This is a genomic window from Stenotrophomonas sp. KH_036_B (genome assembly GCF_057839485.1).
In genome coordinates, this window is record NZ_CM174491.1 from 507,706 (window position 1) to 523,073 (window position 15,368).

Consider the following 15,368-nt stretch of genomic DNA (forward strand, 5'->3'; position numbering starts at 1 on the left):
TAGGTGTTGACCGTGGGTCGGCACGGCTCTGGACGCACATGCACTTCAAACCGCTACGACCGACGACGCTGCTTCTGTCACTCACGCTGGCCGCTTCATGTCCGGCGACAGCGGCCGAAATGTCACCGTTCACCCCGATGCTCGACGACACCGTCGCGCAGCATCACCTGCCAGGCATCGCCATGGCGGTGGTCGAAGACGGGCAGGTGGTGTTCACCGATACCCGTGGCCAACGCAGCGCCGGCGGCGGCGAACCCATCGACGCCGACACCCTCTTCAAGATCGCCTCCAACAGCAAGGCCATGACCGCCGCGGTACTGGCGCGCCTGGTCGATCGCGGCCAGCTGCGCTGGGACGACCCGGTCATCAAGTACCTGCCGCAGTTCCGCATGCATGACCCCTGGGTCACCGAGCACATGCAGGTGCGCGACCTGCTCATCCACAACAGCGGGCTGGGCCTGGGGGCGGGCGACCTGATGCTCTGGCCCGAGCCCAACGCCTTCACCCGCGCCGACATCCTCGCCGGGCTGGCCCATCTCAAACCGGTCACCAGCTTCCGCAGCGGCTATGCCTACGACAACCTGATGTACGTGGTGGCCGGCGAAGTGGCCGCCGCTGCCGGCGGTAAACCGTACGACCAGCTGCTGCGCGAAGAGGTTTTCGCACCCTTGGGCATGACCCGTTGCCAGGCCGGCACATGGTCGGTGGCGCAGGTGGGCAACGTGGCCCAGCCGCATGCGCGCCGCGAGGGGCGCAACGTGGTGATCAATGCAGACGCTGCCACCGCCCCGGACCTGACCTCCATGGCGGCGGGCGGCATCCGCTGCAGCCTGCGCGACATGACCCGCTGGATGCAGGTGCTGCTCGACGCTGCACTGGCGCCCGGTTGGCTGAGCGATGCCCAGCGCCGCGCGCTGTGGACCGCGCACATGCCCATGCCGCTGGGCGAGCGCCAGCGCCGCTGGGACAACGCCCACTTCTCCGCCTATGGCTATGGCTGGCGTCTGTCGGACATGGATGGGCAGTGGAAGGTGGCGCACACCGGCACCTTGTCGGGCATGTATTCCTCGCTCGCGCTGCTGCCCGACCGGCACGTGGGCGTAGTCATACTGATCAACGGCGAGGGCGAGGACGCACGCACCGTGCTCATGCAGGCCGCGCTGAAGCACTACACAGCGCCGGAGCAGAAGCAGACCGTAGCCGGCTACGCCGCGCAGCTGCAGGCCAAACGAACCCAGCGCCGCAACACCACCCATGCGCTGCCAGACGCGACCGCACGCAAACCGGTAGAGCCACGCCGCGCCGCATCAACAGTGGGCGCCGTCTCGATGAACGCGTCGCCACGCGCCCGATACCGGCCGCTCGAACCGGAGCATGATTCTGTTGCGTGGCTGAGCAGTGCCGACCCTCCCGCAGCCACGCAGGGCGTGGCTCTACGCGGTGGCGACCACCCCGCAGCCGTGCAGGGCCTATACCGCGACCCCTGGCTGGGCCAGGCCCGGCTCTGCACGGAAAACGGCACCCTGCGCTTCAGCGTGGACAAATCGCCCACCCTGCGCGGCACCGTGACGCAGCTCGGGTCGCGCTGGCGGATTCAGTGGGATACCCTCGGGGCGGATGCCGAGCCCTGGCTGCAGGTACAGCCGGGCACCCCGCCGACGCTCACGTTGAGCGCGATCGATCCGGATATCGACTTCAGCTATGACTACCAGGATCTGCAGTTCAGCCGTATCGGCGATTGTCCCTAGCCTCCTGCTGTATGCCCTGGCGATGACGCCTGCCCTGGCGCAGGCCGTCACCATCGTGCCGGTGAGTACCCCGGAGGAGGCCGGCATGGTCGACATCCGCACGCTGGCGCCCGATATCCAGCAGGACATCCGCTACGCCGGCAGCAACAACTTCACCGGCCGCCCGGTGCCCGGTTATGAGGCCGAGAAGTGCTACCTGCTCGCGCCGGCCGCGCAGGCACTGGCGAAGGTGGACGCGCAGCTGCGCACCGAAGGCTACGCGCTGCAGCTGTTCGACTGCTATCGCCCCGCCCAGTCGGTGCATTCCTTCGTGGAGTGGGCCAACGATCCGCGCGAACAGTCGCGAAAGGCGCTGCAATACCCCGGGCTGGACAAGCCGCAGCTGCTGGGCGGCTACATCGCCGAGACCTCCGGGCACAGCCGTGGCGCCACCGTCGACCTGGGCCTGCTTCAGTGCAGCGGTGATACCTGCACCGCGCTCGACATGGGCACCGACTTCGACTACTTCGGCCCGCGCGCGAACACTGACGCCGCCGACATCACCCTCACCCAGTACCAGAACCGGCAGATCCTGTTGAAGGCCATGGAGCGCGAGGGCTTCACCAACTACCCGCAGGAGTGGTGGCACTTCACCCTCACGCCCGAGCCCAGCCCCACCACCGCCTACGACGTGCCGGTGCGCTGAGCGGCCCGTGCCCGGTGCAGGCCAGCGCGCCGCTACAATGCGCGCTCACCGAACCCACGGACCACCATGAACCTGCCGTTGCACTTTGGATTGCTGGGCACGCTGGAGGCCGGGCTGATCGCCCTGCTGATCGGCCTGCTGGTGTACGCACTGTGGCACCGGGTGTGCCGCTGGGCAGGGTGGTCGGACGGCTATGCCATTGGCTGGGCGTGCGTGATCGGTGTGGTCATCTCGGCCGGCATCGATGCGTGGAAGCTGTTCTACATGGGGGTGATGCGGCTGGAGTCGCCGATGTTCGCGCGGATGTTCCTGGCCACCATCCACGATCCGAACGAGCTGGGCTCGCGCGTGGTGCTGGAAGTGGTGGGGGCGCTGTCCGGTGTTGCGCTGGGCTGGCTCATATTCAGTTCCCGCTCAGGCGAAAAAAGCGCCAGCGATGCCTGAGGTTTCGTTTGCTTCCGGTTAAATCCGGCCGCGTTGAATGCCTGTCTTACCAATCGCTCACCTGCGCGTAACTGCACGGGTAATGCAGCGCTGCGCGCGGGTGGTTAAGACCGCGTGCGCGCGCCGATCGCGGCGCAAGATCGATTCACAAACGGGCTGGCAGTGTGGGGTCGTGCGGAAACAACGAACCGTGCAAGACCCCATCAAGGAGACCACCCAATGACTATTCGCAACCGCAAGCCCCTGATCGCCCTGATCGTCGCCGCAGGCAGTGTGCTGGCCATTCCGGCGATGGCCCAGACCGCGCAGCAGAGCGCCGCGCAGGCGCAGAACCAGGCCGCGCAGGCGCAGCAGGCAGCGGCACAGGCTGACCAGGCAGCGGACGCGGCATCCGGGGCAGCCGCCCAGGCCTCCTCGCAGGCCGGTGGTGGTGGCCAGACCTGGGCCAGCGTGGATACCGACGGCGACGGCAGCATCAGCAAGCCCGAGGCCCAGGTAAACGCAGGCCTTGCCCAGGTCTTCGACCAGGCCGACACCAACAAGGACGGCAAGCTCACGCCGGACGAGTACAAGGCCTACGTGGCCGCCCAGCAGGGCGCCGCCGCAGGCGGCAACGCCGCCCCGGGCCGCTGATCCAGCCAGCTTCACCGTGCCGACTGTGTAGAGCCGACTGTGTCGATCGGCTGCCCCAACCGGCGCCCGTAAAACCCGCACCACCCCGAAACCGCTGGACAACGGTATCGGACCCGGAAGGGCGGCCACGCCGCCCTTCCTCCCAAAAAGGGGACGGAGGACGTTAATTGGCCAATTAACGTCCTCCGTCCCCTTTTCAGTCCTTGCTATCCTTGCCGCATGATGACCTCCATGCCCACGCCCAACGGCGCCATCGGTCTGGTCGGTTTTGACGGTGACGACACGCTGTGGAAGAGCGAGGATTACTACCGCAAGGCCGAGCAGGATTACCTCGACATCCTGTCGCGCTACATCGACGTGCACGACACCGCCACCGCGCGCCACCTGCTTGAAGTGCAGCAGCGCAACCTCGGCGTCTTCGGCTACGGCGTAAAGGGCATGACCCTGTCGATGCTCGAAGCGGCCATCGAGATCACCCAGAAGACCATCGTCGCGCGCGACCTGCAGCTGATCCTCGACATTGGTCACGACACCCTGCGCCATCCGGTCGAACTGATCGACGGCGTGTCCGAATCGGTGGCCGAGATCGCGCGCGACTACCCGATCGTGCTGATCACCAAGGGTGACCTGTTCCACCAGGAAGCCAAGATCAAGGTCGCCAACCTGCGTGATCTGTTCCCACGCATCGAGATCGTGTCCGAGAAGGATCCGGAAACCTACGCACGCGTGCTGGAAGAATTCGACCTGCCCATGCAGCGCTTCGTCATGGTGGGCAACTCGCTGCGCTCGGACATCGAACCCGTGGTCACCCTCGGCGGCTGGGGCATCCACACCCCGTACGCCGTCACCTGGGCGCATGAAACCCAGCATGGCGTGGCTGCAGACGAGCCGCGCATGGTCGAGGCCGCTACCGCCTTCGACTGGCCGCAGGCGCTGCGCGCCATCGAAGCCAAGGCGGCGGGCGGCTGAGCCGGTGAAGCGCCTGCCCCGTCTGCTGCTTGTGCTGCTGCTGTGGCTGCCGTTGCTGGCCACCGCACAGCAGACCGCTGAAAAGTCCGAGGCATACCGTGTCCACACCGGGGATGCCTGGGTAGACACCCAGCTGCAGGACATCAACCACTACGCCGAGCGCTACCCGGACAGCTTCCTGGACGAAGTATCGCGGTATGCAGGCGTATCGCGGGGCTATGTGGCCGCGTTGATGTTCACCCATGGCTGGCAGGCGGGTGACATCTACTTCGCCTGCTTCTGGGCCAAGGTGACCGAGCATTCGTGCCGCGACGCCGTGCGCGCCTGGTCGCGCACCGTGCCTGACGAGGGCGCCGACAAGCGCTGGTCCGATGTAGTGGCGCAGATGCCGGTCACGCCCAGCAACCTGCACTGGCGCGCGCTGCGCCATGCCATCGTCGCCAGCCACGACCACTGGGACCGCCCGGTGACCCTGGACGCCACCCTCAGGCAGCAGCTCGGCGATCGCGCCCAGCGCGACCGCGCGGCGGCCAATTCGGCGCCGGGGCGCTGACGTACCGCGCAGCCACGCAGGGCGTGGCTCTACCGCGCCCGTAGAGCCACGCCCTGCGTGGCTGCCGTGCGCCGGCCAACCTTCGGCCCCCAATGCTGCTCTGCACCTCGCCGGCCACCGTTCGCCTGCGCGACAATGCGCGACTGCCTTCCCCGTGATCCGTTGCCGAGTACGTAATGAGCGCCGACCGTTTCGTTTCACCCGACGATATCCGCAGCCTGTTCGCCCAGGCCATGTCCACCATGTACCGCACCGAAGTGCCGCTGTACGGCACCCTGGTCGACCTGGTGGCCGAGATCAACGACGCCGTGCTCACCGCCGACCCGGCGCTGGCCGCGCAGCTGGACCGCAATGACGAACGCGCGCGCCTGGCGCAGGAACGCCACGGCGCCATCCGCGTCGGCACGGCCGAAGAGCTCGCCACCCTGGGCCGCCTGTTCGCCGTCATGGGCATGCATCCGGTCGGCTATTACGACCTGTCCGTGGCCGGCGTTCCCGTGCATTCCACCGCGTTCCGCCCGCGCACCGCACCCGCGCTGGCGGCCAACCCGTTCCGCGTGTTCACCTCGCTGCTGCGCCTGGAGCTGATCGACGATGAAGCGCTGCGCGAGGAATCGGCGCGCATCCTCGCGCGTCGCCGCATCTTCACCGACGAGGCGCTGGCACTGATTGCCCAGGCCGAGCGCGACGGCGGCCTGGCCGAAGCCGATGCCCGCCGCTTCGTCCTGGCCACGCTGGAGACCTTCCGCTGGCACAGCGACGCCACGGTGTCGCTGGCCACCTACCACGCCCTGAGCGCGGCCCACCGCCTGGTGGCCGACGTGGTCAGCTTCCGTGGCCCACACATCAACCACCTCACCCCGCGCACGCTGGACATCGACGCCGCGCAGGCCGCCATGCTCGCCCGTGGCATCGACGCCAAGGCCGTGGTCGAAGGCCCGCCGCCGCGCCGCTGCCCGATCCTGCTGCGCCAGACCAGCTTCAAGGCGCTGCAGGAAACGGTGAACTTCCCCACCGATGGCGGCGGCGATGCCGGCACCCACACCGCGCGCTTCGGCGAGATCGAACAGCGCGGCCTGGCGCTGACGCCCAAGGGGCGCGCGCTGTACGACCAGTTGCTGGGCCAGGCACGTGATGCCGGCGGCGATGGCAGCACCGGCCAGGACTATCCAACCCGCCTGGCCGCAGCATTCGTGCAGTTCCCGGACGACCACGACACCCTGCGCCGCGAAGGGTTGGGGTACTACCGCTACGCGCTCACCGAAGCGGGCCGCGCCACGCCCGCCGCCGTGGGCGAGCTGCCGGCCGAAGCGCTGGTCGCCGCCGGCCTGGCCAGCGCCGACCCGATCGTCTACGAGGATTTCCTGCCGGTCAGTGCTGCAGGCATCTTCCAGTCCAACCTCGGCGGCGAAGAGCAGCGTGCGTATGCCGCGCATGCCAACCGCGATGCGTTCGAGCAGGCGTTGGGCATGAAGGTCGAAGACGAGTTCGCGATCTACGAACGGCTGCAGCAGGAATCGCTGGACCGCCTGCGCAGATGATAAAAAAACGCCGGGAATTCCCGGCGTTTTTCGTTGCATCCCATCACACCTTCATCGTGCCCGTATCCAACCACCGCTGGTGCCACGACAACGCTTCCGGCAACAGATGCGGTGTGTGCTTGCCATAACTATCGCGGCTGGCGCGCTCGAAATAATCGTTGAGCTGGTCGCGGAAATCCGGGTGCGCGCAGTTGTCGATCACCACCCGCGCGCGCTTGCGCGGCGGCAGCCCGCGCAGGTCGGCCAGGCCCTGCTCGGTCACGATCACCGACACGTCGTGCTCGGTGTGGTCCACATGGCTCACCATCGGCACGATCGCCGAAATGGTGCCGTTCTTCGCCGTGGACGGGCTCAGGAAGGCCGACAGGAAGCCGTTGCGGGCGAAATCACCCGAACCGCCAATGCCGTTCATGATCCGCGTGCCCATCACGTGCGTTGAATTGACGTTGCCGTACAGGTCCACCTCGATCATCCCGTTCATGCCGATGCAGCCCAACCGGCGCACCAGCTCCGGATGGTTCGAGATCTCCTGCGTGCGCATGATGATGCGCTCGCGGTAGAAGTCGATGTGCTCCTTGAACGTTTCATTGGCCTGCGGGCTCAGCGCGAAACCGGTGCACGAGGCGTAGCTCAGCACGCCGTCGCGCAGCAGGTCCAGCATGCCGTCCTGGATGACTTCGGTGAACGCGGTCAGGTCGCGGAAACCGCTCTTGGCCAGCCCTGCCAGCACCGCATTGGGAATGTTGCCCACGCCGCTCTGCAGCGGCAGCAGGTTGGCCGGCAACCGGCCCTTGGCCACTTCATGTTTCAGGAAGTCGATGAGGTATTCGGCGATCTGCTCGCTGCTGCGGTCGATCGGGCTGAACGGGCTGTTGCGGTCCGGGCCGTTGGTGCGCACCACCGCCACGATCTTGTCCGGATCGCAGCGCAGCGCCGTTTCACCGATGCGGTCGTTGGCATGCACCAGCGGAATCGGCTTGCGGAATGGCGGCAGCGCCGTGCCGTAGTAGATGTCGTGCATGCCGTCCACGCCGGCCGGCTGCCACTCATTGACCTCGACAATCACCTTCTTGGCCAGGTCCAGCCAGGTCTTGTTGTTGCCCACCGACGTGGAGGGCACCAGCGACCCGTCTTCGCGGATCGCCGAGACCTCGATCACCGCCGTATCGATCTCTCCGTAGAACCCGAACCACACGTGCTGCGCCACGTGGCTGAGGTGGATGTCGATGTAATCCAGCTTGCCTTCGTTGATGCGGTTGCGTGCGTACGGATCGCTCTGGAACGGCATGCGCATCGCGATGCCATCGGCCTTGGCCAGTGCACCGTCCAGTTCCGGTGCCGTCGAGGCACCCGTCATCAGGCTGATCTGGAAGGGCAGGTCCTGTGCGTGGAACGCCTCGATCCGCTGCGCCAGCGCCACCGGCACCGCCTTGGGATACCCGGAGCCGGTGAATCCGCTCATGGCCACGGTTTCACCCGGCTGAATGAGGGCGGCGGCGGCCTCGGCCGATACAACGCGATCGCGCAGGCGCGCGTCGGCAATGCGATCTACGGACATGACGACTACGTTTTCTGGGGGAGTTTCATTATCGACCATCACCGGCCCTGCCGGGGTGCGACCAAGGTGGCATGGCGTTTTCAGACGCCCGGGTGCCTGTTCAGCAAAATGATGCCTTCTGTACCCGCCGGTATTGTTTTGCAGTGCAGCGTGCAAGTTGTTCGCCGAGCCTAGAAGATCGCCCTGCATCCCGACGTGGGGGAGGGAGCAGAGCCCGCTGGCAGTTCGCTGCAAGCGGGCTTTTTTATGTCTGAAATTTGGTGAACGGCGCTGATTCTCTGGAGATCTACGAGAACGGCAGCCACGCAGGGCGTGGCTCTACCGGGCTTCGGCCGGTATCTCGGGACACGCATGGCGTGTCTCTACGGGTTTCGGCCGGTATCGCGGGGACACGCGTGGCGTGCCCCTACGGGTTTCGGCCGGTATCTCGGGACACGCATGGCGTGTCCGTACGCGCTTCGGCCGGCATCTCGGGACACGCATGGCGTGTCTCTACGCGCTTTGGCCGGCATCTCCAGGACACGCATGGCGTGTCCGTACGCGCCGGGCCCGCGTAGCGACACGCCATGCGTGTCCCACGCGCAAGGTCATCGCCCGACCGTCCCCAACCGCCCCATGCATAATCGCCTTATGCCGATTCCTGCCGATGCCGTCCCCGCCGCCCTCGTTCCCCTGGTCGACCGCGCGCTTGCCCGCCTTGCGCTCAGCCTGAATGACTCAGGCAGCTGGCCGCCGCCAGAACCCGTGGTCGACCAGCTGCGCCTGCTCGCCATCACCAGCGATTTCGCCATCGATACCCTGTGCCGGCAGCCCGCGCTGCTGTCGCAATTGACCCTGCCGGACTGCCCGCCGCTGCCGTTGCCCGTGCTGGACCCGCAGCAGCCCACCGAATGGCCCGTGCGCCTGCGCCGCTACCGCACCGCCGCGTCCACCCGGCTGATCTGGCGCGACCTGGCCGCGCTGGACGACGTGCCGGCCACCCTGGCCGGCGCCACCGTGCTGGCCGAAGACTGCATGGCGCTGGCGCTCACCGCGCTGGAGCAGGAATTCGCCAGCCGCCACGGCGTGGTCCGCGCCGCCGATGGCAGCGCCCAGCAGCTGGTGGTGTTCGGCCTGGGCAAGCTCGGCGGCGGCGAACTGAACTTCAGTTCCGACGTCGACCTCGTCTACGCCTACCCGCAGGGCGGCGAATCCGACGGTGCACGCCCGCTGGCTGCCGAGGAATACTTCGCCCGGCTCGGCCAGCGGCTGGCGCGGCTGCTCGATGAAACCACCGTGGACGGCTTCTGCCACCGCGTGGACCTGCGCCTGCGACCGTTCGGCAGCGCCGGGCGCGTGGCGCTGTCGTTCGCCGGCATGGACCAGTACTTCCAGCGCGAGGGCCGCGACTGGGAACGCTACGCCTGGCTCAAGGCGCGCGCCGTGGCCGGCGACATCGCCGCCGGCGAAGCGTGGCTGCAGACCCTGCGCCCCTTCGTGTACCGGCGCTACCTGGACTTCACCGCGCTCGACGGCCTGCGTGAAATGAAGGCGGCCATCACCGCCGAAGTCTCGCGCCGCGACATGTTCGATGACATCAAGCGCGGTCCCGGTGGCATTCGCGAGATCGAATTCCTTTCCCAGGCCCTGCAGCTCATCCGCGGTGGCCGCGAGGCCTCGCTGCGCGAGCGCCGCCTGCTGCACGCACTGCCGGCCCTGGTCGCGTGCGGGCAGATGGCCGCGCAGGATGGCGACGACCTGCTGCACGCGTACGCGTTCCTGCGCCGCGTGGAGAACCGCCTGCAGATGCTGCGCGACGCCCAGACCCACGCCCTGCCCACCGACCCCACCGACCGCCTGCGTATCGCCTGTGGCCTGGGCTACGCCGATTGGGACGCGCTGGTGGCCGCACTGGATGTGCAGCGCCAGCGGGTCAGCACCGAATTTGCCGCACTGCTTGCCCCGCGCGCCGGCCAGGCCGCGCCGGACGCACTGGCCAGCTACTGGCGTGGCCTGCCCGACGGCGGCAGCGCCGAGGTGTTGGCCGACGCGGGCTTCCACGATCCGCAGGGTGCCGACCAGTCATTGCGCGATTTCGCCCAGTCGCTGGGCGTGAAGTCGCTGTCCGACAGCGCCCGCGCCCGCCTGGACCGCGTGCTGCCCGCGCTGCTGCACGCCGCCACCCGCTCGCCGCAGCCCGACGCCGCACTCAAGCGCGTGCTCGGCCTGCTGCAGGCCATCCTGCGCCGCACCAGCTACTTGGCGCTGCTGGACGAACAACCCAGCGCGCTGGCGCGGTTGGTCAACGTGCTGGCGCGCAGCGCGCTGCTGGCCGAGCGCATCGCGGCGTACCCGCTGCTGCTCGACGAACTGCTCGACGTGCGCGTGTCCGGCCCCATTCCCGATGCCGCCGCCATGCAGGCCGAATGCGATGCCGCGCTGGCCGTGGACGATCCCGAAGGCGCGCTGCGCCTGCTCAATGAAACCCGGCTCGCGCTCAGCTTCCGCATGGCGCTGGCCACCCTCGACGGCCGCCAGCGCGCCGTGGACAGCACCCGCCAGCTGGCCGAGCTGGCCCAGGCCGTGGTGGTAACCGCGCACGCCATGGGCGAGGCCGACATGCGCAGCGCCCACGGCGTCATTCCCGGCGGGCGCTTCGCCATCATCGGCTACGGCAGCCTGGGTGGGCTGGAGCTGGGCTTCGGTTCGGATCTGGATCTGGTGTTCCTGCACGACCACCCGGCCGACCAGGACAGCAGCAACGGCGCCCGCCCACTCGACCCCGGCCGCTGGTACGCACGCCTGGCGCAGAAGGTGATGGCGCTGCTGGGTGCCGTCACCGCTGCCGGCCGCCTGTACGACATCGACGTGCGCCTGCGCCCGGACGGCGGCAAGGGCAGCCTCGTCTCGTCGCTGGCCAGCTACACCGAATACCAGCGCGAGCGCGCGTGGACCTGGGAACACCAGGCGCTGGTGCGCGCGCGCGGCATCGCCGGCGACGCCAGCCTGCTGGCCGATTTCGAACGGATCCGCGCGCAGACCCTGGCACGCCCGCGCGAGCGCGACGTGCTGTACGCCGACGTGGTGAAGATGCGGGCGCGCATGCGTACCGAACTGGACCGCAGCGATGCCGCGCGCTGGGACCTGAAGCAGGGCGCCGGCGGCATCGTGGATCTGGAATTCCTGCTGCAGACCGGCGTGCTCGACAGCGCCGGCGTGCACCCGCAGGTCCTGCAGCCGCGCGATACGCCGAGCCTGATCGACGTGCTGGCCAGCATCGCGTGGCTGCCGGGCGGCACGCGCGACGCATTGCATGAGGCGCATGCGGCGTTGCTGGATGTGGGGTTGGCGTGCACGTTGGATAGAAGGCCACGGCTGGCCGTACTCACCCCCGCGCTGGAAGAAGCGCAGCGGGTGATCACCGCCGCATGCGAGGCAGCGGAGCTGCCCTTCAACGGCACGCCTGGATAACGCGATACCGAACAACGGACAACGCAAAAAACACAACGTCCGTAGAGCCACGCCCTGCGTGGCTGCTCTCCGCGATAAAACAGGATGCACCGTGCAGCCACGCAGGGCGTGGCTCTACCGCGGGCGGGCAGGTTTCCAGCGCGCTACGCCACCCGCGGCGCCATCTTCCACAACAACGCGCGGAACGGCGCCAGCAGAAACACGCCAATCGCCAGCTTCACCGCCAGATCGCCCGCCGCCCAGCTCACCCACGGCAGACTGGACCCGGCAAACGCGATGCTCCAGAAAATGGTCGTATCCAGCGTCGCACTGCACGTCGTGGCCACCATCGGCGCGCGCCACCAATGCCCGCGCCGCAGCCGGTCGAACACCGTGATGTCCAGCAGCTGCGCCGCAATGAACGCCAGGCATGAAGCCACCGCAATGCGCGGCGTCGCAATCCAGATCGACAACAGCACCGCCAACGCGAACCCGGCCCACGCCACTCGCCGCGCCGCCGCCGGACCAAACCGGCGGTTGATCAGGTTGCTCACCAGGAATGCCACCGGGTAGCTGAAGGCACCCCAGGTCAGCCAGTCGTTGATCGGGTACTGCACCAGCACGTTCGAGCCCAGCACCACCGCGCCCATGGCCAACACCGCCAGCAGCAGCGAGCGCAGGGTCAACGGGGCAAACACAATGGCAGGGCGCGCGGACATGGCGAACCAGGGGGAAGACGAGGAAGCGGCGGATTATCCGGGCTTGGGGCGGCCACGGCCACCCCAGGCCGGTTCACTTACCAGCGTTCGCTCAGGTTGTTGGCGGCCGCATCGGTCGTAGGCATGAACGCCAGCGCCGTGCCCTGCGCATCGGCCACCATCCAGCCCGCACCGGCCTCGGTGGGCGTGAAGTCCAGCACATCGCCCACCTTCAGCGCCTGCGCCGGGTTCTCGTCGCGTGCCGGCCACTGCACCACCGCCAGGTCATCAGGTGATTGCGGGTTCTTCAGCGCCACCTGGTAGCCACCGTCGGCCTGCCGTTCCACCTTCTCCACCGTCAGCGGCGGCAGCGGCCCGGCCTTGCCGTTGCCCGTTCCCGTCGCCTTGGCCGCCGTGCGCCGCTCCGAGCCCTTGCCGGACTCCTTGAAGCCGGCCGCCGTGAGCCAGATCGGCGCGGTGATCACCGCCACGCTGATGAACGAGCCCAGCATCACGACGCTGCTCGCCTTCTGGCCGGGGGTGAAGTTCTGCGCGTGTGCCGGCGGTGCTGCAATCGCCACGCTCAGTGCTACCGCCAGAATCGAAAAACGCTTCATGCCAACTCCTTCTGCAAAGGCGGTACCGGCATCAGGCCAGTGCCGCGAAAATGTGTCACGGCCTTGGCGCGGCCATACCTGCCACCGGCTCGTGCGCCACCGTCACTTCCTGCGCCAGCACCTTCTGCTGCTGCAGGAAATCAAAGACGGACTCCACCGTCACCACCGAATAGTTGCCCGAGATGCGCTCGCTGGCCGGGTGGTCGGTGGTGGCCGCATTGGCCGCGAAGAATCGCGCGCCCAGCCGCTTGCCCACCCCGATGTGCAGCGAACTGGGCGTGTACCTCTGTTCCTTCAGCCACGTCTGCACCTGCGCACGGCGCACCAGCAGCGTGCCGTCGCGGGACTGCGCCATCGCCGCCGCCAGCACTTCCAGCACCCACTGGTTGGAGTTCTGGTATTCCTCGCTGAAGGGGTAGGCCACCACGCTGTAGCGCGGCTCGTGCAATGCCTTGGCCTGGATCCCCGGCGGCGTGAGCATCGCCTTCAACGCCGCGCGCACGGCTGGCGTGGGCACGCCCACGCGCAGGTCGGTGTGCGTACCAGTTTCGCCGATGAAGTTGCCCAGCCCTTCGTGGAACAGCGCCGACTCGGGCGATTTGCAGTGGTTGAGCAGGTGCACTGCCCGCCAGTTACCGTCGGCCTCGCGTATCGCAAACGCCAGGTGGCTGTGGCGCAGCCCGTATTTGCTGAGGTCCTGACCGCCGCGCGCGATGATCACCACATCCACGCCATCCAGCGCTTCCAGCGTTTCATCGGCACGCTGGGCTACATCGAACATGGATGCCAGCGCGGCCGGGGTGGGGTGGCGCTCCAGGCATTCGGGTTGTTGCGATTGCGCCTTTGTGGCGGGCGCGGCCAGCAACAACGCCGCGCACAACAGCGCCGGCAGCGCGAGGCGCTTCAGCGGCGGGTGCTCAGGCAATCCGGGGCAGGGCAGATCCATTGCGTTTCATTCTCCAGCGGTACGGTGCCGCGTCGGCATCATAGCGGCATCAGGCCGTGTACCGACGATGCGGTACAGGCGGCCCGTAGTGGCACCCCATGGGTGTCATCGAGGTCCATGGGTGTCATCGCGGTCCACGGGTGTCATCCCGGTGCCAGACCACCACCGAACTCAGCGACTCAGTTCCCGCGCACAAGGCTCGCTCACCGGCACGGGCGGTTCCTGCGGCCAGCGTTCCTTCTTCTGCTGGTCGGTCATCGGCGGCTGGTTGCGATACGCGGTGAGCTCCTTGTGGCAGCTCCACGACACCGCATCCTGCCCGGTAGGCATGCTCGAACAGCCGGCGACCAGCACGGCCATCACCACCAACACAGCACTGCGCATACGCACTCTCCTTCCTTGGGTGAACCTCGAATCTACCGGCATCGCACCGCCATCGGTAGCCACGCGACGCGCGTTTTTAAGCCGGGATATCCAATGCAGCCCGCACCTGCGCGGCAATGCGTGCGGTCTCGCGCAGCGGCTCGATCGGCCCGGGGTAGCCCCAGTCCAGCCAGCGTTCCTGCAGCCGGCCGCGCGCGCGCAGCGCCTGCTGGAACGTCACCATCCGCCCCTGCGCCTGGCTCTGCAGCGCCACCGCCACCGGCAGGCGCGTGCCGCAGGCTTCGGACAGCAGGTTCACCGAATCGGGTGACACCACGATCCGCTCGGCCCAACCCAGCAGCCCGGCATACGGGTTCACCCCGTCGCCGCCATCGCCCCAGATCACGTGCGGCACATCGGCGAACGCACTGCGCAGCGCGCCCACCAGCGCCGGTGGCGTGCGCCGCGACGTGGTGGCCAGCAGGCTGCCGCCCTCCGCACGCAGCTGGTCGGCCAGCTGGTGGAAGACCTGCACCATGTCCGGTTCGTGCCACGGTGCATGCGGCGTCGGCCCGCCCACCAGCAGCGCCGTGCGCGGGCCGGGCAGGTCGCCGAAGCTGGCGAAGGCCGCGCGGCCCAGCGAGAGCCAATCGTCATCCACCGGGTTCAGGCTGCCCAGCAGCGTGAGCACGTTGCCGCCGCGCAGGCGGTCGTGTTCGGGCACCACCAGCAGGTCCCAGTGGCGCGTGCCCAAGCGCGGGTCCAGGATCTGAACGCCCTTGCTGCCGTGCCGGCGCAGTTCGCGCAGCGCCCCGGCCGCCTGCCGGCCACAGCCAATCGCCAGCGCCGGTGGGTCCTGCACCAGCGTGGCAAATGCGTCGCCATAGCCGTGAGACGCACCCGGCAGCCAGCGCGGCGCCACCCATTTCCACGGCGCGCGCGGCACCAGCACCAGCGGACGATGTGCCCCCAGCTTCAATGCCGTGGCCAGGGCCACCGCCTGCCGCACATTGCCGGCACGGCCGTCAGTGATCGTCCAGGGCGGACTCCATCGTTTCACGTATGGCATTAATTCGTTTCAGTCAGGCTGGGTGTTGCAACAGTCGCGACACTCTACACTGCCAGCCTTCGCCGACCGTGCGGTGCCTGGTAAAGGTAGCCCAAGGCGTGCGGGATTCCTTCTT

General features: G+C 68.0%; 14 protein-coding genes. 8 read left to right on the plus strand and 6 right to left on the minus strand.

The window, feature by feature from the left end; all coding sequences use genetic code 11:
• The first annotated feature begins 119 nt into the window (after positions 1 to 119).
• The 7 genes from AC3ITN_RS02235 to hglS all read left to right on the plus strand — a co-directional run bounded on the left by AC3ITN_RS02235 (position 120) and on the right by hglS (position 6,573).
• Positions 120 to 1,748 (plus strand): serine hydrolase domain-containing protein, encoded by a 1,629-nt coding sequence (locus AC3ITN_RS02235; RefSeq protein WP_489391927.1) that lies wholly within the window; start codon positions 120 to 122, stop codon positions 1,746 to 1,748.
• Complete coding sequence (locus tag AC3ITN_RS02240) at positions 1,702 to 2,433, plus strand: M15 family metallopeptidase (protein ID WP_489391928.1); 732 nt, start codon at positions 1,702 to 1,704, stop codon at positions 2,431 to 2,433. The genes AC3ITN_RS02235 and AC3ITN_RS02240 overlap by 47 nt, the downstream gene beginning before the upstream one ends.
• Before the next feature lie 66 nt (positions 2,434 to 2,499).
• Complete coding sequence (locus AC3ITN_RS02245; protein ID WP_313347766.1) at positions 2,500 to 2,877, plus strand: hypothetical protein; 378 nt, start codon at positions 2,500 to 2,502, stop codon at positions 2,875 to 2,877.
• A 219-nt stretch (positions 2,878 to 3,096) separates the two neighbouring features.
• The gene (locus AC3ITN_RS02250) at positions 3,097 to 3,510 is read left to right on the plus strand and encodes an EF-hand domain-containing protein (RefSeq protein ID WP_489391929.1); all 414 of its coding nucleotides are present in this window, start codon (positions 3,097 to 3,099) and stop codon (positions 3,508 to 3,510) included.
• 219 nt (positions 3,511 to 3,729) lie between these two features.
• Positions 3,730 to 4,479, plus strand: a complete 750-nt coding sequence (locus AC3ITN_RS02255) for an HAD family hydrolase (protein ID WP_489391930.1) — start codon at positions 3,730 to 3,732, stop codon at positions 4,477 to 4,479.
• 4 nt (positions 4,480 to 4,483) lie between these two features.
• On the plus strand, positions 4,484 to 5,032 hold the full coding sequence (locus AC3ITN_RS02260; RefSeq protein WP_489391931.1) for a hypothetical protein: 549 nt from the start codon (positions 4,484 to 4,486) through the stop codon (positions 5,030 to 5,032).
• A 176-nt stretch (positions 5,033 to 5,208) separates the two neighbouring features.
• Positions 5,209 to 6,573 (plus strand): 2-oxoadipate dioxygenase/decarboxylase HglS, encoded by a 1,365-nt coding sequence (gene hglS / locus AC3ITN_RS02265; RefSeq protein WP_489391932.1) that lies wholly within the window; start codon positions 5,209 to 5,211, stop codon positions 6,571 to 6,573.
• Positions 6,574 to 6,616: 43 nt separating this feature from the next.
• Here the strand turns inward: hglS and scpC are convergent, their stop codons facing one another.
• The gene (gene scpC / locus AC3ITN_RS02270; protein ID WP_313347771.1) at positions 6,617 to 8,131 is read right to left on the minus strand and encodes a succinyl-CoA:acetate CoA-transferase ScpC; all 1,515 of its coding nucleotides are present in this window, start codon (positions 8,129 to 8,131) and stop codon (positions 6,617 to 6,619) included.
• A 630-nt stretch (positions 8,132 to 8,761) separates the two neighbouring features.
• Here scpC and glnE point away from each other — a divergent pair.
• Positions 8,762 to 11,581 carry a bifunctional [glutamate--ammonia ligase]-adenylyl-L-tyrosine phosphorylase/[glutamate--ammonia-ligase] adenylyltransferase gene (glnE, locus tag AC3ITN_RS02275; protein WP_489391933.1) on the plus strand — a complete coding sequence of 940 codons (2,820 nt, stop codon included), beginning with the start codon at positions 8,762 to 8,764 and terminating at the stop codon, positions 11,579 to 11,581.
• A gap of 143 nt (positions 11,582 to 11,724) precedes the next feature.
• Here glnE and AC3ITN_RS02280 read toward each other — a convergent pair whose 3' ends face one another.
• The 5 genes from AC3ITN_RS02280 to AC3ITN_RS02300 all read right to left on the minus strand — a co-directional run bounded on the left by AC3ITN_RS02280 (position 11,725) and on the right by AC3ITN_RS02300 (position 15,253).
• On the minus strand, positions 11,725 to 12,279 hold the full coding sequence (locus AC3ITN_RS02280; protein WP_489391934.1) for a queuosine precursor transporter: 555 nt from the start codon (positions 12,277 to 12,279) through the stop codon (positions 11,725 to 11,727).
• A gap of 77 nt (positions 12,280 to 12,356) precedes the next feature.
• Positions 12,357 to 12,875 (minus strand): hypothetical protein, encoded by a 519-nt coding sequence (locus tag AC3ITN_RS02285; RefSeq protein ID WP_489391935.1) that lies wholly within the window; start codon positions 12,873 to 12,875, stop codon positions 12,357 to 12,359.
• Between the two features lie 55 nt (positions 12,876 to 12,930).
• On the minus strand, positions 12,931 to 13,821 hold the full coding sequence (locus tag AC3ITN_RS02290; RefSeq protein WP_489391936.1) for a DUF2145 domain-containing protein: 891 nt from the start codon (positions 13,819 to 13,821) through the stop codon (positions 12,931 to 12,933).
• Between the two features lie 171 nt (positions 13,822 to 13,992).
• Complete coding sequence (locus AC3ITN_RS02295) at positions 13,993 to 14,205, minus strand: hypothetical protein (RefSeq protein ID WP_313347778.1); 213 nt, start codon at positions 14,203 to 14,205, stop codon at positions 13,993 to 13,995.
• 76 nt (positions 14,206 to 14,281) lie between these two features.
• Positions 14,282 to 15,253, minus strand: coding sequence for a mitochondrial fission ELM1 family protein (locus AC3ITN_RS02300; protein ID WP_489391937.1), 972 nt, complete (start codon positions 15,251 to 15,253; stop codon positions 14,282 to 14,284).
• Positions 15,254 to 15,368 lie beyond the last annotated feature (115 nt).